Source organism: Bacteroidota bacterium (assembly GCA_039821555.1).
In the GTDB taxonomy this organism is placed as follows: Bacteria; Bacteroidota; Rhodothermia; order Rhodothermales; family Rubricoccaceae; genus JBCBEX01.
This window is the reverse complement of sequence record JBCBNX010000007.1, coordinates 112817-129294: the sequence shown is the minus strand read 5'-3', so window position 1 is coordinate 129294 and position 16478 is coordinate 112817. Positions and strand designations below refer to the sequence as shown.

Below are 16478 nucleotides of genomic sequence, written 5' to 3'. Positions count from 1 at the left end.
ATGGTTGGCCACCCGAAGGGCCTGCACTGGTTTTGCAGCGACCACGTCGAGGCGGCCAAAGCGCTCGCGGACAAACCGTGGAGCGAGGCGCGGGCGCTGCTGCGAGAGAGCTAGCCCCGCTCCGCAATCCCTTTCAGGAATGTCCAGACCGAAAGCGCGGCGAGGCGGGCCGTACGCCCATCGACATCGTAGGTCGGATTCATCTCGACGAGGTCGAACGAGGCAACGTGTGGGGAACGCGCCGTCTCGTAGGCTGCGCGGAGCCAGAGCGACGCCGACAGGCCGCTCGCGTTGGGCGCGCTCACACCGGGTGCGTGTGCCGCATCCACAGCATCAAGGTCGAACGTGGCGAGTGTCGGGGCACGGGCCTCAGCGGCGATCCCCATGACGCGTGCGGCATCCAGTTCATGCTGCCAGACGAGGCCGCCGTGCTCGCAGACGAAAGCTGCATGCGCGCGTGCGGTGCGGTGCGGTTGCAGGCCGGCGACGCGGTAGCGCGCGCACTGTCCTGCCTCAATGGCCTGCCGAAACGGCGAGCCGGAATGCGCACCTTGCGGATAGGGTCGCACGTCGGCGTGGGCGTCAAAGTTGAGGATCTCGGGCGTGAGCCCAGCACCGACGTAGCCGAGGACGTGCCCGTACGCCGTCTCGTGACCGCCGCCAAGCACGATAGGCACGATGCCGTCGGCGAGGATCGGCGTGAGGACATCGCCGAGGCGCTGCTGGTCGGCCTCCACGTCGCCGGTCACGCGTACGTCGCCGAGGTCGGCGGTGCGGTCGAGGAGCGCGGCGAACGCATCGTAGTTGGACGCGTCGGGCGTCATCGCGAAGAGCGCCTCCCGAATCGCGGCAGGGCCTGTGGCTGCCCCGGGGCGCCCCCCGTTGCGACGGACGCCCTCGTCCGACGGGAAGCCGACGAGCACGACACGAGTACCGCCCAGACGAGCATCGGGGAGGTCGCGCTGCCGCCCTAGCCAACGGCCAAGACGCGGGTCATCGGGAGCGCCCCATGGGGCCGACACGGAGACAGGAAGGAGGTCGGGCTCAGCCATCGGCTTCCCAGACGGTTTCGCCGCCGATCACGGTGCGCACGCAGGCGTTCGCGCGGAGGTGGTAGAGCCAGTGGTCCACGTCCGGCGCGTCGATCACGGCGAAGTCGGCGCGCTTACCCGGTTCTAGCGAGCCGACCTCGGCCTCCATGCCGATGGCGCGAGCCGCATAGACGGTAGCGCCCTTCAGCGCCTCAGCCGGAGTCATCCGCTGCAGCGTGCATGCGAGCGTGAGCGCGAACGGCAAGTGGTAGCTCGGCGCGCTGCCCGGGTTGAAGTCGGTCGCCACGGCCACGGCCACGCCCGCGTCGATGAGGCGCCGCGCGGGGAGTGTGGCGACGTGGAGGTAGAGCGTCGCCAGCGGCAGCGAGACGGCGACCACGCCTGCCTCAGCCATCGCCGCAATGCCGTCGTTGGAGACGCATTCAAGATGGTCGGCACTCACGGCGCGCACCTCGGCGGCGAGGGCGGCCCCGCCGGTATCGGTGAGTTGATCGGCGTGCAGCTTCGCGCGGAGGCCGTGCCGTCTTGCAGCAGAGAAGATCGTCCGCGCTTCGTCGGGCGTAAACGCCGTGTCTTCCACGAACACATCGCAGAAGCGCGCGATGCCTTCGTCGGCGACCTGCGGGAGGATCTCGTCCGTGATGAGCCGCACGTACGCGTCGCGATCATCGGCATACTCCGGCGGGACGATGTGCGCGGCGAGGCACGTCGATACGATCCGCGTCGGCTGCGTCTCGCTGAGCCGTCGGTACACCCGCAGCGTTTTGAGTTCGTCGGTGACGGTCAGCCCGTAGCCTGATTTCGCCTCGACGGTCGTGACGCCAAGCGTGCGCATCGCGTCGAGGAAGCTTGCCGCACGTGTCACGAGGTCAGCTTCGCTCGCCGCCCGTGTGGCCCGGACCGTTGAGGCGATGCCGCCGCCCGTGCGGGCGATGTCGAGGTAGCTCGTCCCGCGAATGCGCGCCGCAAACTCGTCGGCCCGCCACCCACCAAACGCGAGGTGGGTGTGACAATCGACCAGGCCGGGGGTCACGAGCCGCCCGCCTGCCGATTGCCGCTCCCACGCGGCGTACTCGGCCGGGAGCTTAGCGCGCGGCCCAGCCCACTGGATCGTGTTGTCGGCCCACACGAGCGCCGCATCGGGAACCGTGTAAATCGCTGCTTGGCCGCCGTCGGCACGGCACGTCGCGAGCGTGGCGATGTCGGTGAGGACGGGCATCAGCGTAGCGGGCCGACTTCGGCCTCGACGGTGCGTACGAGGTTGCCCGACTGGAGGAGAGCGAGGCAGCGGGTGCCGTCGCGCTGGAAGTCTTCGTCGGCCTCGCGGTGGGAGACGTGGTCGCGGAGGAGGCGGTGGGCGACCTCAACGCCGCGCCCGGGCCGCAGCGGCGCGCGGTAGTCGAGCGCCTGCGCCGCCGTGAGGAGTTCGATGGCGAGCACCCGCTCCACGTTGGCGAGCACGTCGAAGCACTTCAGCGCCGAGACGCTGCCCATCGACACATGGTCCTCCTGCCCGCGGCTCGACGGGATCGAGTCGACGGAGGCGGGATGGCAGAGCACCTTGTTCTCCGAGACGAGCGCCGCGGCGGTGTACTGCGGCATCATAAACCCGGAGTTCAGCCCCGTCTCCTTCATCAGGAAGACCGGCAGTCCGTCGTTGCCTTCGACGAGGAGGTAGACCCGCCGCTCGGCGATGCTGGCGAGTTCGGCGAGCGCGATGGCGGCATAGTCGAGCGCCAGCGCGAGTGGTTGCCCGTGGAAGTTGCCGCCTGAGACGATAGGTGGGTCTCCTTCACTGAAGACGAGCGGGTTGTCCGTGACGCTGTTGATCTCGACCTCAATGACGGAGGCCGCATGGGCTAGGGCATCGCGGCTGGCCCCGTGGACCTGCGGCACGCAGCGGAGCGAATACGGGTCCTGCACCTTGCCGCAGTCGCGGTGGCTCTCCAGGATCTCGCTGCCCGCGAGCAACTGGCGCACGTTCTCAGCCACGAGGCCTTGCCCGCGATGCGGACGCACGGCCTGGATGCGCGGATCGAACGGCGTCGCAGAGCCTTGCAGCGCTTCGAGCGACATCGCCGCGAGAATATCAGCGGCCTTGACGAGGTGATGCGCCCGTTCCAGCACGAAGGCCCCGTAGGCGCTCATCATCTGGGTGCCGTTGATGAGGGCGAGGCCATCCTTGGCCCCCAGCGTGAGCGGGTCGAGATCGTGTTCGGCGAGGACCTCCTCAGCGGGTCGCGCGTGTTTTCCGTCGTCATCCCAGAACCGGCCGCGCCCGAGAAGTGGCAACGCGAGGTGGGCCAGCGGCGCGAGGTCGCCCGACGCCCCGAGGCTGCCCCGGCTCGGCATCACCGGCACGAGGTCGCACTCGGCGAAGGTGAGCAGCCGGTCGAACGTCGCGGGAGAGACCCCCGAGTGGCCGAGGCCGAGGGCGTGCACCTTCAGCCGCAGCATGAGCCGAGCAACTTCTTTGGGGACGCGCGGCCCGACGCCCACAGCGTGCGAGACGATGAGGTTGTGCTGGAGCCGTTCGAGGTCGGCGTCCGAGACGCGCACCCGCGCCAGCGCGCCGAAGCCGGTGTTGATGCCATAGTACGTCGCCCCGCTCCCGAGCGCGCCCTCCACGACGTCTCTTGCTGCCGCCACCCGCCCCGCGTCGGCTCGCAGCGCTGCGATGCTGGCATCGAGATCTGCGTACAGATGCGGAATGGTGAGCACAGAGGTGTTTGTATAGATGACCATAGCCGGAAGTCAGTCATCCCCGCGGACGCGGGGACCCACTCGTTTAGCAAAACAAGGATTCAGCGTACCCACGCCACGAAAAAGCACGATACCGCATAGTCCACCCCCTCACAGCACCCCATAGCTCTAAAGCACCCGGTCCGCGATCAACTCGTATAGATCCCGCCACCCCGGATTCGCCTCCTCGATGAGTTCCAGCTTCCAAGCGCAGTTCCACTTCTTCAGCCGACGCTCCCGCACCATCGCGTCCTGGATGTCGTCATATTCCTCGATGTACACGAGACGCGTCACGCTATACCTCTTCGTGAAGCCGGGGATGCTGCCCTGCTTGTGCTCCCAAACACGTCGCGCGAGGTCGCTCGTCACCCCGACATACAACGTGCCGTTGCGGCGGGAGGCGAGGATGTAGACGGTGGCAGGTTTCATGAGACCCAGAGCAAGGAGAGCGACACTAACTCCGAGGTGATCTCAGAAGCGAGTTGAGCGAATCGTGCTAGACACGACCATCAAAAGCAATTGGCAAGAAGCCATTCTCGTGGGTCCCCGCGTGCGCGGGGATGACTCAGGTGTGTGGTATCGTGAACAGTTATGGCCTCCGGCGTCTGTGTTCAAGACTCCGAGATCGCCGTCTCGAATGCCGTGCTGAAGTCTTCTCCGAACACGGAGTCCACCGCGCGCACTCTTGACAGGCTTTCCTCGATGTCGAGCGAGCCTCCCTCTAGCACGGCGAGAGCCTCATTGTGCAGAGCATAGGCAAGATGCGCAGCCATGCGGACGCGCTCGTCACCTTGGTCTGCGCTCCCGATATAGCCCGACAGCAGTACTCTGATCTCGAAGATGGCCTGTGCAAGGACACGTATCTGAGCGGTCGCGGAGTTGTCAAGCTTACTCACGTCAGCGTTTGCTTAGGTGATGTGTAGGACTTACTCTGGCTCGGACGGCATCGCCCCATTCACCATCGGCAGGTCGACGCCGCGCTCGTTGGCGGTGTCGATGGCGAGGTCGTAGCCCGCGTCGGCGTGGCGCATGACGCCAGTGCCGGGGTCGGCGGTGAGGACGCGCTCCAGGCGACGAGATGCGCTCGCGGTGCCGTCGGCCACGCAGACCATGCCGCTGTGCATCGAGTAGCCGATGCCGACGCCGCCGCCGTGGTGGAGGCTCACCCAACTCGCGCCGCAGGCCGTGTTGAGCAGCGCGTTCAGGAGCGGCCAGTCGCCGATGGCGTCGGAGCCGTCCAGCATCGCCTCGGTCTCGCGGTTGGGGCTCGCGACGGAGCCCGTGTCGAGGTGGTCGCGCCCGATCACGAGCGGCGCCTCAACCTTGCCCTTCTCGACGAGCCAGTTGAACCGCGCCCCCATCTCGGCGCGCTCGCCGTATTCGAGCCAGCAGATGCGGGCGGGGAGGCCCTGGAAGTGGACGTGGTCCTGCGCCTTGCGGATCCACCGCGCGAGGGCGTCCTTCTTGGGAAAGGCCTCCAGGATCGCCTGGTCGGTCGCGGCGATGTCAGCCGGGTTGCCGGAGAGCGCGGCCCAACGGAACGGCCCCGAGCCCCGGCAGAAGAGGGGGCGGATAAACTCCGGAACGAAGCCAGGGATGTCGAACGCCTCGGTGCGACCGCGACGGTCGGCGACTTGTCCCCGGAGGTTGTTGCCGTAATCGAACACGATGGCGCCAGCGTGTTGCAACGCGAGCATCGCGTCGATGTGGGCCTCCATGCTGTCCAGGACGGCGTTGTCGTAGCCCTCGGGGTCGCGGACGCGAAAAGCGTTCCCCGTATCGAGCGTGTGTCCGGCGGGGAGGTAGCCCACGCGGAGATCGTGCGCGCTCGTCTGGTCGGTGACCACATCGGGCACGACTCCGCGCCGTACCAGCTCCGGCAGCACCTCGGCTACGTTGCCCACAAGCCCGACCGAGAGCGCCTCGCCTTTCGCCTTCGCATCGAGGACGGCGCTGAGCGCGGTGTCGAGGTTGGTTTCCATGCGGTCGCAGTAGCCCGTCTCGACGCGACGCAGGATGCGCTGCGGATCGATCTCGATGCTGAGGAAGGCCGCGCCGTTCATCGTTGCCGCGAGCGGTTGCGCGCCACCCATGCCGCCGAGGCCCGCCGTGACGACGAGTCGGCCTTCGAGCGTCCCGCCAAAGTGCTGGCGCGCGCACTCGGCAAACGTCTCGTAGGTGCCCTGGAGGATGCCCTGTGTGCCGATGTAGATCCATGACCCCGCCGTCATCTGGCCGTACATCGTGAGACCGAGCGCTTCGAGGCGGCGAAACTCATCCCACGTCGCCCACTTCGGGACGAGGTGGCTGTTGGCGATCAGCACGCGCGGGGCCTCGTCGTGCGTACGAAACACACCGACCGGCTTGCCGCTCTGGACGAGCAGCGTCTCGTCGTTCTGGAGCCGCTTCAGCGTTGCAACGATGGCGTGGTAGCTCGGCCAGTTGCGCGCGGCCTTGCCGCTGCCGCCGTAGACCACGAGGTCGTCAGGGCGCTCGGCCACCTCGGGGTCGAGGTTGTTCATGAGCATCCGGAGGGCGGCTTCCTGGTGCCAGCCCTGGCACGAGAGGGCGGTCCCGCGCGGCGCACGGATCGCCGGGGCGAGCGTCGGCTCGGTCGTCAGCATGGGAGGGAGGAGTCGGTTGGGGGAAGCCCCAACGTACGGCGGCAATCCCGCGAAAAACCATAGGTGCGGCGCATGCGCTATCCTCCGGGCCTGTCCCCCTCGCTTCCCCCCTGTCATGAAGGTCATCCTAGCCGGAGGCAGCGGCCAACTCGGCACGCTCCTCGCCCGCGACTTCCACGCCGACGGGCACGAGGTCGTCGTGCTGAGCCGGTCGCCGGGCAGCGCTGAGCCGTGGCGCGTGGTCGGCTGGGACGCGCAGTCGCTCGGGGCATGGGCAGCCGAACTCGACGGCGCGGATGCGGTGGTGAACCTCGCGGGGCGCAGCGTCGACTGCCGCTACACGCCCGAGAACCGCCGCCTCATGATGGACTCGCGGGTCGCCTCGACACGGGTCGTCGGCAAGGCCATCTCGCAGGCGAAGGCCCCGCCGCCCGTGTGGCTCCAGATGAGCACGGCGACGATCTACGCCCACTGCTATGACGCGCCCAACGACGAGGCGACCGGCCTGATCGGCGGCACCGAGCCCGACGCGCCTGCGTCGTGGCGCTTCAGCATCGACGTGGCGCAGGCGTGGGAGCGCACGCTCGCCGAGGCCGACACGCCGCACACCCGCAAGGTGGCCCTCCGCGCTGCTGTGGTAATGAGCGCCGACCGTGGCGGCATCTTCGACACGCTGCTCGGACTCGTCCGCCGCGGCCTAGGCGGCACCTCGGGCGACGGGCGGCAGTACGTCTCCTGGCTCCACGGCGACGACTTCGTGCGGGCCGTCCGCTGGCTGATTGAGCAAGACGAGATCAACGGCCCCGTTAATCTCGCGGCACCGCACCCACTGCCGAACGCCGCGTTTATGCGGGCGCTGCGCGACGCCTGGGGCACCCGAATCGGCCTGCCAGCGACTGCGTGGATGCTCGAAGTCGGCGCGTTCTTCTTGCGGACCGAGAGCGAACTCGTCCTCAAGAGCCGCCGCGTCACACCGGGTCGCCTGCTGGCGCACGGCTTCACGTTCGAGCACCCAACCTGGCCTGAAGCCGCCCGCGCACTCTGTAGAGACTGGCGAGCGCGCCATGCTTGACGGCTACCGGATCACAGCAATCTTGCCGATGGGGTCGTTGCTCGGCGTGAGGTTTTGCCCATCGGCGCGGAGGAAGACTTGGTAGAGGTAGACCCCACTCGCCACGAGGTCACCGTCCTCGTCGCGCCCGTCCCAGGCCACATCGTTCCAGCCGATGCGGGCGCCCGGAAGGCAGTTGCTCGCGTCGAGGCACTCCAGCGGACGAAGCTCGCGGATGAGGCGGCCGTTGATGGTGTAGATCCGGATGCGCAGGTCCTCCACGAGCGCGGCGTCAGCCCCGCGCAGGCGGAACAGGAAGCGCGTGGACGACACCATCGGGTTGGGGTAGGGGAAGACGCTCTCCAACTCCATCTCCGACTGCACGCGGAAGTAGGCGCGGTAGGTCGTCGAGTCCATCGGGGCCGGGCCGCCGATCTCGCGGTCGAGCACGTTGGCGATGCGGGCTGGGTTGCCGGTGGCGTCGCGCGCCTCGATGGTGAGCGTGTGCAGCGTGTCCGAGAGCGACGTCGTGGGTTCAAAGGTGAGGCGGGCCTCGTTCTCCTCGCCGGTGGCAGCCTCGAAGATCACGGCAGCGGGATCGACCTCTTCGTCGTTGAGGGTGAGCGAGAAGGCTCCGGGGTCGTCGAGGCGGAGGAACGGGTTCGAGTCGGTGAGCGAGACCTGGATGCGTGGCCTCGCTGAGACAAACGGAATCGCTGGGTCCTGCGTGTTGAAGACCCGCTCCGGTCCGTTGCGGACCTCCGTGCCGTCGATCATCACGCGCAGCATCGGCTCGGTAGCGTCCGCCGCGACCCGGAAGTCGCCCACGAGCGCGTTGTTGTAGGTCAGCGACTCCGTGAGCGTCGGCTGGCTCGCCTCGGCCTGGATGCCGTTCTGCCCAACACGCCCCACGGTGACGGCCTCGACGGGTACCATGACGACCGAGTCTGGCAGTACGTCGCGGCGACTCGTCACCAGGATTTCGATCTGCTCGTTGTCCGGGTCGGTGAGCGTCGCGCGGACCCGCACGGAGTCGGGGGCGACGAGGCTGAGGTTGCGCACCGGGACCTCGAACCGGAGTGGCTCGCCCTCCGCGAGGGCCTCCGTCGGCAATGCGAAGAGATCCGGGTCGAGGACGAGTTCGGGAACGGGATCGTAGATGACCTGCCACTGGCGTAGCTGCGGGGTGCTCTGCTGGCTCACGTCGGAGAGCGTCGCCCGCAGCGTCAGGAACGGGTGCGCCCGTGCGTCGATGCCGCTCAGGTCAGCCGTGGGGCTCCGGAGGTCGCCAATCAGCACCGAGCCGTTGGCGGCGAGCACATCGACGGAGACGAACGCGGGCTGGCTTCCCACGTCCGTGTCGAGCGTGAGCGTGCGCCACGCCTTCGCCGGGCCGATGCGTGGGCTCGTGAGCTGACCCGCTGGGTTCTGGAACGTCAGCGTCGTGTCGAGGAGCACGAAATCGGGCTGCTCCGGTCCGTCGGGGACGACCCGCTCCCAGGTGGTGCCCGGCTCGTCCTTCTGCGTCACGAGCAGGAGCATGTCCTCGTAGTTGAGCGACGGCGCCGCCTCCGATCCGAGCGACTGCAGAAGCGTCTTGAGGGCGTCGGGCACGGGGCCGCTCTGGAAGAGGTTGCGCGTGCGCACGAAGATGTAGTCCCCTGGCACAGCGACCCGGTTGACGAGCGAGTCGAGGGTGACGAGGGCGGCTTCCTCCTGGCCGGCGGCGTAGGGCGCGCCGTAGCCGGAGCCCCGGACGGTCCCAAACGTGCCGTCAATGATGAGCACGCCAAAGCCGGGCGTCAGACGCAGGATGGGCGAGCCGCTGTTGACCACGAACTGCCCCTTGCGCGACGTGTCCTCTGCCTCGGCGTTGGTCTGCACGTTGACGCGGTAGTCGCTGAAGGCCCAGGCGTCGTCCTCGCGTACGAGGAAGCCATCGGTGGCGACCGCGTCGAAGAGGTCGCCGGTCATCGTCCAGCGGCCCGGTACGTCGCTGGTCTGAACGAGCAGGCGTCCGCCTACCCAGTTGTTGACCTGGTCGGGGGCGTCCAGGCGAGCGCGCCAGTAGGCAGGCTGACCGTCGGGCAGCGCCTCTGCCGGGCTCCAGTCGGCGTGCGCGTTGCGGATGGGGATCGATGTCGAGCTCTGCTTCGCGGGCGAGTCGAAGGTGGGCACCCGGTCGATCTCGAAGAGGACGGCTGCGCCCTGAGCGGCACGGGGGCTCGCCAGCGACACGCGGAGGCGCGGCTGCCGGGCATCGACCGTCGCGAAATCCTGCGGGAAAACGACCGCGAGGCCGTTCGAGAACACGACGTGCGGCTTGCGGCTGACGAGGTTGTTTGTCTCGTCGAACTCGCTGATCTCGCTCAGCGCATCCGCCGTCACAGAGACGAAGTGCGTACCCGCGTCGCCCTCGGCGAGCGGCAGCGGAATCGCAAACGTGGTGTCGATGCCGAACGGGGCCAGCCGGCGGCTGACGAGGGTGTCGCCGCGGCTCGGGCGCTCCTGGCGGACCGTGACGGTGAGTGAGTCGAGCGGGACGAGCCCGCGGTTGCGCACGCGGACATCGGCCGTGAGCATACCGTCTTCGACGAGGGGCGCGGCCGGGCTGATGCGGAGGTCCGCCTCGGCGACAGCAAGGTCGGGCTCGCTCGGCAGGACGATGCGCGAAGCCGGGTCGCCGATGAGGCCGTACTGAAGCAGGTGCTTCACGGGGTAGTAGGACACGCCGCCGAAGCCAAACGTGGTGGCGTAGCGGCGCTTGGCCTCCTGGAGGGCCAGCCCGAGCGCGCGCGTGGTGTCGGCGTCGCCCTCGCGCGACTCGCTGAAGATGACCTGGTGCGCGAAGTCGCTGATGGCGCGGGTTTCGGGCACGCGCGCGATCTCGGAGGTGCCCCAGTGCGCGATGCTCCCCGCCTCCGAGCCCAGCACGAGGCGCTCGGCGAGCGTCCCGCGGTCGGATAGCGCGGCGAAGTTGCCCGTCCGGCAGCCCAGCGAGAACACGACGGGCAGGCGGTCCTCGTTGCTGAAGTCCTCCGGGTCGTCGATGACGATCTCCCACGTCTCAGCGGCAGAGTGGCCGAGGTAGGTCAGGAACGCGGCGCCGTCCTGGATCGCCACGCGGATCGAGTCCTGCAGCGAGGTGTCGAGGACTTCGTCCGACGTCTTGTGGAAGAAGACGGTGTCGGCACCCACGGGGCGATCCGAGACGCGGGCACCGACGCCTTGGATGTAGGCGCGGAAGTCGCGCTGCTCGCCCGCGCCGTTGCCACCAGACATGAGGATGGCCCGCTTCTGCCAGTCGGAGGGCGCGGCGCTTTCGCTGCGTTGCACCTTGCCGGTGAAGAGCGCGCCCTCCGCGTTGGTGCGCAGCGGGACACGCCCGATGGCGATGATCTCGGTAAGGTCGCCCGGCCCCTCGCTCTGCATGGCAAACCAAGCGTCGGAGACGGCATTGCCGTAGGACGGCAGCCACCACGCGGGCTGCGGATCGGTGCGGAATCGGTAGATGTCGTCGCCCCATAGGAGGAGGAAGCGGGGGGGCTGGCTCCAGGCCTTCGTCTGGCGAATGAAGCGGCGAAGAGCCACCGGCGTCGCCCGGCCATAGTCGAACTGGTCGAACACGTCGCGCAGGTCCACGATGGCTACGGTGTGGCCGCCGCCCGCCGCCGTGCGACGGTATGCGGCGTGGGCTTCGGCGCTCGGCCGGAGTGCCGCAGGCGTTACGATCAGGTAGTCAGCGGCGTTGGCCGTGCTCGCGAGGTCGCTCTGGACAACGGCCGCGATGTCGGCGACGCTCGCATAGCCGCTCGACTCGGCGACCCAGAGGATCGAGGGGGCCGCGATGTCGTTGGTGAAGCGTACCGAGTTGCCGAGTTGGCGCAGCTCGATCCGGCGTAGGGTGGCGGGGTCGTAGGCAACGGGGACTTCGGTGGAGCCGCGCAGGATGAACTCGTAGCGTCCGGGCACCGCCGCAACGCGCGCGATGCCCCCTTCGAGCCGAAGCGCCCGCGTGGAGATCACCTCGATGTAGTCGAGGTCCACGATGCTGTTGACAGCCCCCGGCGAGGTCGAGGTGATGCGGAAGCGAAGTTGGTTGCCCGGAGGTACGGTCGCGGCGTCGAAGGAGCCCGCCACCTCGGCGAAGGCATAGTTGCTCCAGCCGACGCGCCCCAACTCTACATAGCCGAGCACACCGCCGCCCGTGTCCACCTCGACGTCGAGGCGTACGTCGTGCTGGGCACCGGAGGCCCCGTTGAACTTCGCGCGGACGAGCAACGGGTCGGGAGACGTTCGGTCGATGAACGACGCCGCCACGGTAGGCTCGAAGACGATTTCGCCGCCCGACTCGAAATGCCGGAGGCGGCGCCAGTAGTAGCCCTCGCCGCGTGTGTAGAACGGATGCCCGGCGCGGAATTGAGCCGGATCACCTGGGTAGTAGTTGTTTCCGTCGACCTCCGCGAGCACCGTGTCGCGCTGGATGTTGCGGGTAAGGGCGCCCTCGGCGAAGGCCTCAGCACCGAGCGTCTCGTAGCGCGGGCTGGGCGCGCCGTTCCAGGTCAGCCAATAGGACGTCGTGTCGGTGAAGAGGCTGAAGTGGTCGCTGCTCTGGAGGGCGGGGTCGGATTGGGTGGGAGCCGTTCCGTCGTTGTAGGCCCAGAGTTCGTCGTCGCCCCGGTTTTGGCGGCCGACGAAGACGAGGGCGTCGGCGGCCTGCATCGGGCCCGTGGTGTTGCCGTCGAGGTGGACGGGGATGCGCCGTCCGTTCTCGATGAGGGCGAGCGTGGCGAGGTCGATCCCGGAGGCGCCCGCAGCCGCTAGCTCCGCGCCGGTGACGCGGTAGAGGCCGTCCTCGACGACCGAGAGCTTGACGTGCGGCTGGCCGGCCACGTACCACGACGGGTCGTAGCCATCGGCTTGCGTCTGGGCCGCGGTGGGAGCGGCGAGCAGCCCAGCAACGAGCCCTGTGAGGAGTGCTAGGCTGAGGGGGAAAGACCAGGATCGCATGGCGGAAGCGAAACGGGTGGGCGTCATCCGGAAAGGAGGCGACGGGTGCGGTCCCGTCGCTCACCAGACGGCAAGGATAATGCCTACCTGATCCTAGGGCTAGCCCTTTTCCCTGCCAAGCGGGATGACATCGTTTAAATCGCCCTCAAGCGTCGGACATGCCGGGCGTCCAGCCCGTTTCTTGGGCCCAGCGGTGGGCGCCGCGCAAGGCTTCCCAGAGCACCGTCGGCTTGGCCGTCGCGTAGGCGGCTGCCGGGTACTCTTCGTGAGCCACGGCATCCGCGAGTGCTCGTTTCCCTGACGCGAACGCGGTGCGCGCCTCGGCATCGGTGCGGAGGAAGTCGCGTAGGACCAGCGCCGATTGCTCACCGAGGGTGCCGGCGGCGCGAACATGCAAGTGAACACGGCTCGGCATCTTGGTCTCACGGAAGAACCGGACCGTCTTGTCGGGGTGGCCCGCCTCCATCGCGAAGCCGAGCGCCGAGAGCGCCTCCCGGTACGCCGACTCGGGCGTGAGAGCTGGCACTGAGATCTGCACGTCTACGATCGGAAGCGCCGGGACGCCGTCAAGGGCCGTGCTTCCGATGTGGTCGATGCGGAGCGCGGCGTCACCGAAGGCGAGGCGGAGGCGGCGGCCTAGCCCGCCAAACCTGTGTCGCCAGTCAGGATCGGAAGACGCGAGTTCGAGCGGGGCAGGCATGACGAGGCGGACTTGAAGAGCGAGGCGATTGGGCGGAAAACATAGGAACGCAGACGGTTGTCACGCCCGAAAAACGCCGTCAAAGCTCAGTCGGAGCGTCGGCCGCCAGCGCCCGACCGTCGAGGCGCGCAGCTGGGTCTGTGAACGCAGCCGGGTCGAGGTCTGTGGGGAGCGCGAGCGCATCGGTCAGGATCGCCAGGCCGTCCGCACGCTCCTTGCGGGCTGAGAGCAGCACCGGCCCCGCCTTTGTTTCAAACGGCTGGTAGTCCACCCAGGCAGACTGGCCGACGCCTCCGCTCTCCAGTACATACGTCCAGCCCTCCACGGCGCCCGAGTCTCGGTTGATGTAGATCCAGTAGGCGTCATCGGGCGTGAGGCCCACGCCGTCGAAGGCGAGCGTGAGCGCCGCCGTGGTGGCGTCCGACGAGTCGGCATCGAGGCCGCGCGTGACGCCGTCGTCGAAGAGCTTGACGGGGAGCAGCAGCCAGTAGGTGTCGTTGAGGTAGGCCTGCTCGGCGTTGTCGAGGGCGTCGGCGAGCGTGCTGTCCGCGAGCGGCCTACCGTTCATGTAGACCGAGCCCGCGGTGTAGTCGTTCACGTCGAAGAGCGCCGTATAGAGCGTGTCGCCGTTGGACCAGTCGATGCGGTAGGCGCCGGTGGTGCGGTCCCAAAGGTGGTGACGGATCGGGATGCGTTCACCGCCGCGCTCGATGGCAAAGTCGAAGCGCAGCGCGGCGACGCTCGCCCAGGCAGCAGGGCCGCCCGCGTAGTCAAAAGCCTGCATTGCCAGGGAGTCCGCTGCCGAATGGAGGGGGATCTCAGCAACCTCGGACGGAGCGGCATCTGTGGTCGCGGTGTCCGGGTCTGGGGTAGCGCAGGCGGCCAGAGCAATGGCTACGAGAGGCGTGAGGAGATAGGCGAGACGCATGAGCGGACGGGCGATGGTATGGAGAGAAGCTTCACAAGGTAGCGCGGGAGCATGAACTGTGGGTGTCGCCTACCTTGAACATACCGCCCCTCTCTGCTTGCCTCTCTCCGCTGTGGTTCTTGCTGCTTCCATCCCTTTTCTCAACGAGATCGTCGCGCTCTTTGCCGTGAGCGTGGGGATGGCCTACCTGTGCTACAAGCTGCGGCTGGTGCCCATCGCAGGCTTCCTGCTGGCGGGCGTCTTGATCGGGCCGAACGCCCTCGGGCTGGTCTACGAGCAAGAACTCGTCGACGTGCTCGCCGAGATTGGCGTGATCCTGCTGCTGTTCACCATCGGCGTCGAGTTCAGCTTGGAGAAACTCTCGCGGATCGGGCGGGCCATCTTCATCGGCGGTGGGACGCAGGTGTTCGTCACCATTGGCCTCGTGACGGGCATCTTGGCGCTGGCGGGCATCGGCTGGCAGGCGGGAGTCTACACGGGTTGCCTCGTCGCGCTGTCGTCCACGGCCATCGTGCTGGCGCTCCTCGCCGAGCGCGCCGAAACCGACACGCCCGCGGGAAAGCTCTCGCTCGCGGTGCTCATCTTCCAGGACCTCGCCATCGTGGCGATGGTGCTCCTCGTGCCGATGCTCGCGGGCACGGGCGGCGGACCGCTCGACCTCCTGATCGTGCTCGGCAAGGCCGCGGCGCTGATTCTGGCGGTGATCGTGCTCGCGCGGCGCGTGGTGCCGTGGGTGCTGGAGAAGGTCGTCCGCACGCGGCGCCCTGAGTTGTTCCTGCTCACCATCGTCGCAATCTGCTTTGGGACGGCGGCCGTATCGGCGATGGCCGACGTGAGCCTCGCGCTCGGCGCATTCTTGGCCGGGCTGATCGTGAGCGAGAGCGAATACTCCGAGCAGGCGCTCAGCGAGATTCTGCCGCTGCGAACCGTCTTCAACGCGGTGTTCTTTGTCTCCGTCGGCATGCTGCTCGACCTCCGTTTCGTGCTGGGGAATCCGCTGCTCGTGCTCGGCGTGGCAGCGGCCGTCGTGGTGCTCAAGTTTGTCATCACGACCGGGGCGATCCTCGTGCTCGGCTATCCCATCCGCATCGCGGCAGCGACGGGCTTGGCGCTCGCGCAGATTGGCGAGTTCTCCTTCGTGCTGGAGCGGGCGGGCCGCGCCGCCGGGATCACACCGGCTGGGCTGGGCGACGCGGGCGCGCAGACGTTCATCGCTGTGACGGTGCTGCTGATGATCGCAACGCCATTCCAGGTGCAGGCTGCGCCTAGGTTCGGGACGTTCATGGCGCGTACGCCGCTGCGCAAGCTGGGCGACGGCCCCGGCCCTGACGCGGTGAAACCCGCGAGCGAGGACGGCGCCCATGGCGTGGACGTGCATGCGATGGAGGACCACGTGGTGGTGGTCGGCTACGGACCCGCCGGGCAGCGCCTCGTGCAGGTGATGCAGGATGTCGGCATCCCGTTCGTGGTGATCGAACTCAACCCGGAGTCGACAGCTAGGCTGCGCAAGGAGGGCGTGCCGGTGATCTACGGCGACGCCAGCCGCGCCTTTCTGCTCGAACACGCGGGCATCGCGCGGGCCAAGCTCGGCGTGATCCTCATCAACGACCCCACCGCTGTCCCGCGCATCCTCCAGCAGATGCGCTACCTCAACCCGACGCTCCAACTCATCGCACGGACCCGCTTCCTGCGCACCGTCGAGCCGCTCCAGAAAGCCGGCGCCGACATCGTGGTGCCGGAAGAGATGGAGACCACGGTGCGCGTCTTCTCGCACGTGCTCGGGGCCTACCTCGTCCCGCCCGCCGAGATCGACCGCCTCGTGCGCGAAATCCGGCAGGAGGACTACCGTATCCTGCGCGGCTCGATCCAGGAGGCGCACCTGATGGTGCTCCAGGGCCTCGACGAGGAGGGCCTCCACACGCGCGCCGTCGCCCTGCGGAACGGCGCTCCAGCAGCCGGGCAGACGCTTGCCGAGCTCGACCTCCGCCGCTGCCACGAGATCACCGTCATCGCAGTCCGGCGCGGGGGCCGTACGCTCGCCAACCCCGCAGGCGACTTCCAGGTGGAGGCGGGCGACCGTCTGGTCCTGATCGGCTCCGCCGAGCACTTCGCCGAGGCGGCCACGCTCTTCCGTGCCCCGATGCCGAGCGACGGATGAGGCGGCGAGAAGCTCGAAACGAGTGAAACGCACCCGCTACTGAGGTCGGCAGCTGAGGTTGGCAGTGGGGCACAGCGGCCCTTGCGCAGGCCTGTCGCGTGCTCGATATGGTGATAGGCCAGCTTGTGGTCTTCAGCGCGATCCTACAGGAACGCACTCCTCATCCGCCTTGCGGACACGAAATCGCTGCGGCGTGCGCGTCTGACCTGCTGA

11 protein-coding genes are annotated in these 16478 nt (G+C 68.1%); 2 read left to right on the top strand and 9 right to left on the bottom strand.

Translation table 11 applies throughout. From position 1 onward, the window contains the following. Positions 1-110: 110 nt before the first annotated feature. The 6 genes from AAFU51_10565 to hutU all read right to left on the bottom strand — a co-directional run bounded on the left by AAFU51_10565 (position 111) and on the right by hutU (position 6418). Positions 111-1052 carry a formimidoylglutamase gene (locus AAFU51_10565; GenBank protein MEO1571701.1) on the bottom strand — a complete coding sequence of 314 codons (942 nt, stop codon included), beginning with the start codon at positions 1050-1052 and terminating at the stop codon, positions 111-113. Continuing rightward, positions 1045-2271, bottom strand: coding sequence for an imidazolonepropionase (gene hutI, locus AAFU51_10560; GenBank protein MEO1571700.1), 1227 nt, complete (start codon positions 2269-2271; stop codon positions 1045-1047). The genes AAFU51_10565 and hutI overlap by 8 nt, the downstream gene beginning before the upstream one ends. Beyond that, a complete protein-coding gene (gene hutH / locus AAFU51_10555; protein ID MEO1571699.1) occupies positions 2271-3797 on the bottom strand; it encodes a histidine ammonia-lyase in 1527 nt (508 codons plus the stop codon). Before hutH ends, hutI begins: the two co-directional genes overlap by 1 nt. 126 nt (positions 3798-3923) lie before the next feature. After that, positions 3924-4223: a GIY-YIG nuclease family protein gene (locus AAFU51_10550; protein MEO1571698.1), complete on the bottom strand. Its 300-nt coding sequence runs from the start codon at positions 4221-4223 to the stop codon at positions 3924-3926. A 182-nt stretch (positions 4224-4405) separates the two neighbouring features. Beyond that, entirely contained in the window at positions 4406-4690 is a 285-nt protein-coding gene (locus AAFU51_10545) for a hypothetical protein (GenBank protein ID MEO1571697.1), read from the bottom strand. A 30-nt stretch (positions 4691-4720) separates the two neighbouring features. Beyond that, positions 4721-6418 carry a urocanate hydratase gene (hutU, locus tag AAFU51_10540; protein MEO1571696.1) on the bottom strand — a complete coding sequence of 566 codons (1698 nt, stop codon included), beginning with the start codon at positions 6416-6418 and terminating at the stop codon, positions 4721-4723. Between the two features lie 115 nt (positions 6419-6533). On the opposite strand from hutU, the gene AAFU51_10535 reads away from it, so the two are divergent. After that, the gene (locus AAFU51_10535) at positions 6534-7490 is read left to right on the top strand and encodes a TIGR01777 family oxidoreductase (GenBank protein ID MEO1571695.1); all 957 of its coding nucleotides are present in this window, start codon (positions 6534-6536) and stop codon (positions 7488-7490) included. Between the two features lie 3 nt (positions 7491-7493). Here AAFU51_10535 and AAFU51_10530 read toward each other — a convergent pair whose 3' ends face one another. The 3 genes from AAFU51_10530 to AAFU51_10520 form a co-directional block, all read right to left on the bottom strand. Continuing rightward, the gene (locus AAFU51_10530; GenBank protein ID MEO1571694.1) at positions 7494-12479 is read right to left on the bottom strand and encodes a C25 family cysteine peptidase; all 4986 of its coding nucleotides are present in this window, start codon (positions 12477-12479) and stop codon (positions 7494-7496) included. 145 nt (positions 12480-12624) lie between these two features. After that, positions 12625-13179: a GrpB family protein gene (locus AAFU51_10525; GenBank protein ID MEO1571693.1), complete on the bottom strand. Its 555-nt coding sequence runs from the start codon at positions 13177-13179 to the stop codon at positions 12625-12627. 79 nt (positions 13180-13258) lie between these two features. Continuing rightward, positions 13259-14107 (bottom strand): hypothetical protein, encoded by an 849-nt coding sequence (locus AAFU51_10520; GenBank protein MEO1571692.1) that lies wholly within the window; start codon positions 14105-14107, stop codon positions 13259-13261. Between the two features lie 97 nt (positions 14108-14204). Here AAFU51_10520 and AAFU51_10515 point away from each other — a divergent pair, with 97 nt between their 5' ends. Continuing rightward, the gene (locus tag AAFU51_10515; protein MEO1571691.1) at positions 14205-16265 is read left to right on the top strand and encodes a cation:proton antiporter; all 2061 of its coding nucleotides are present in this window, start codon (positions 14205-14207) and stop codon (positions 16263-16265) included. The last annotated feature ends 213 nt before the right edge of the window (positions 16266-16478 follow it).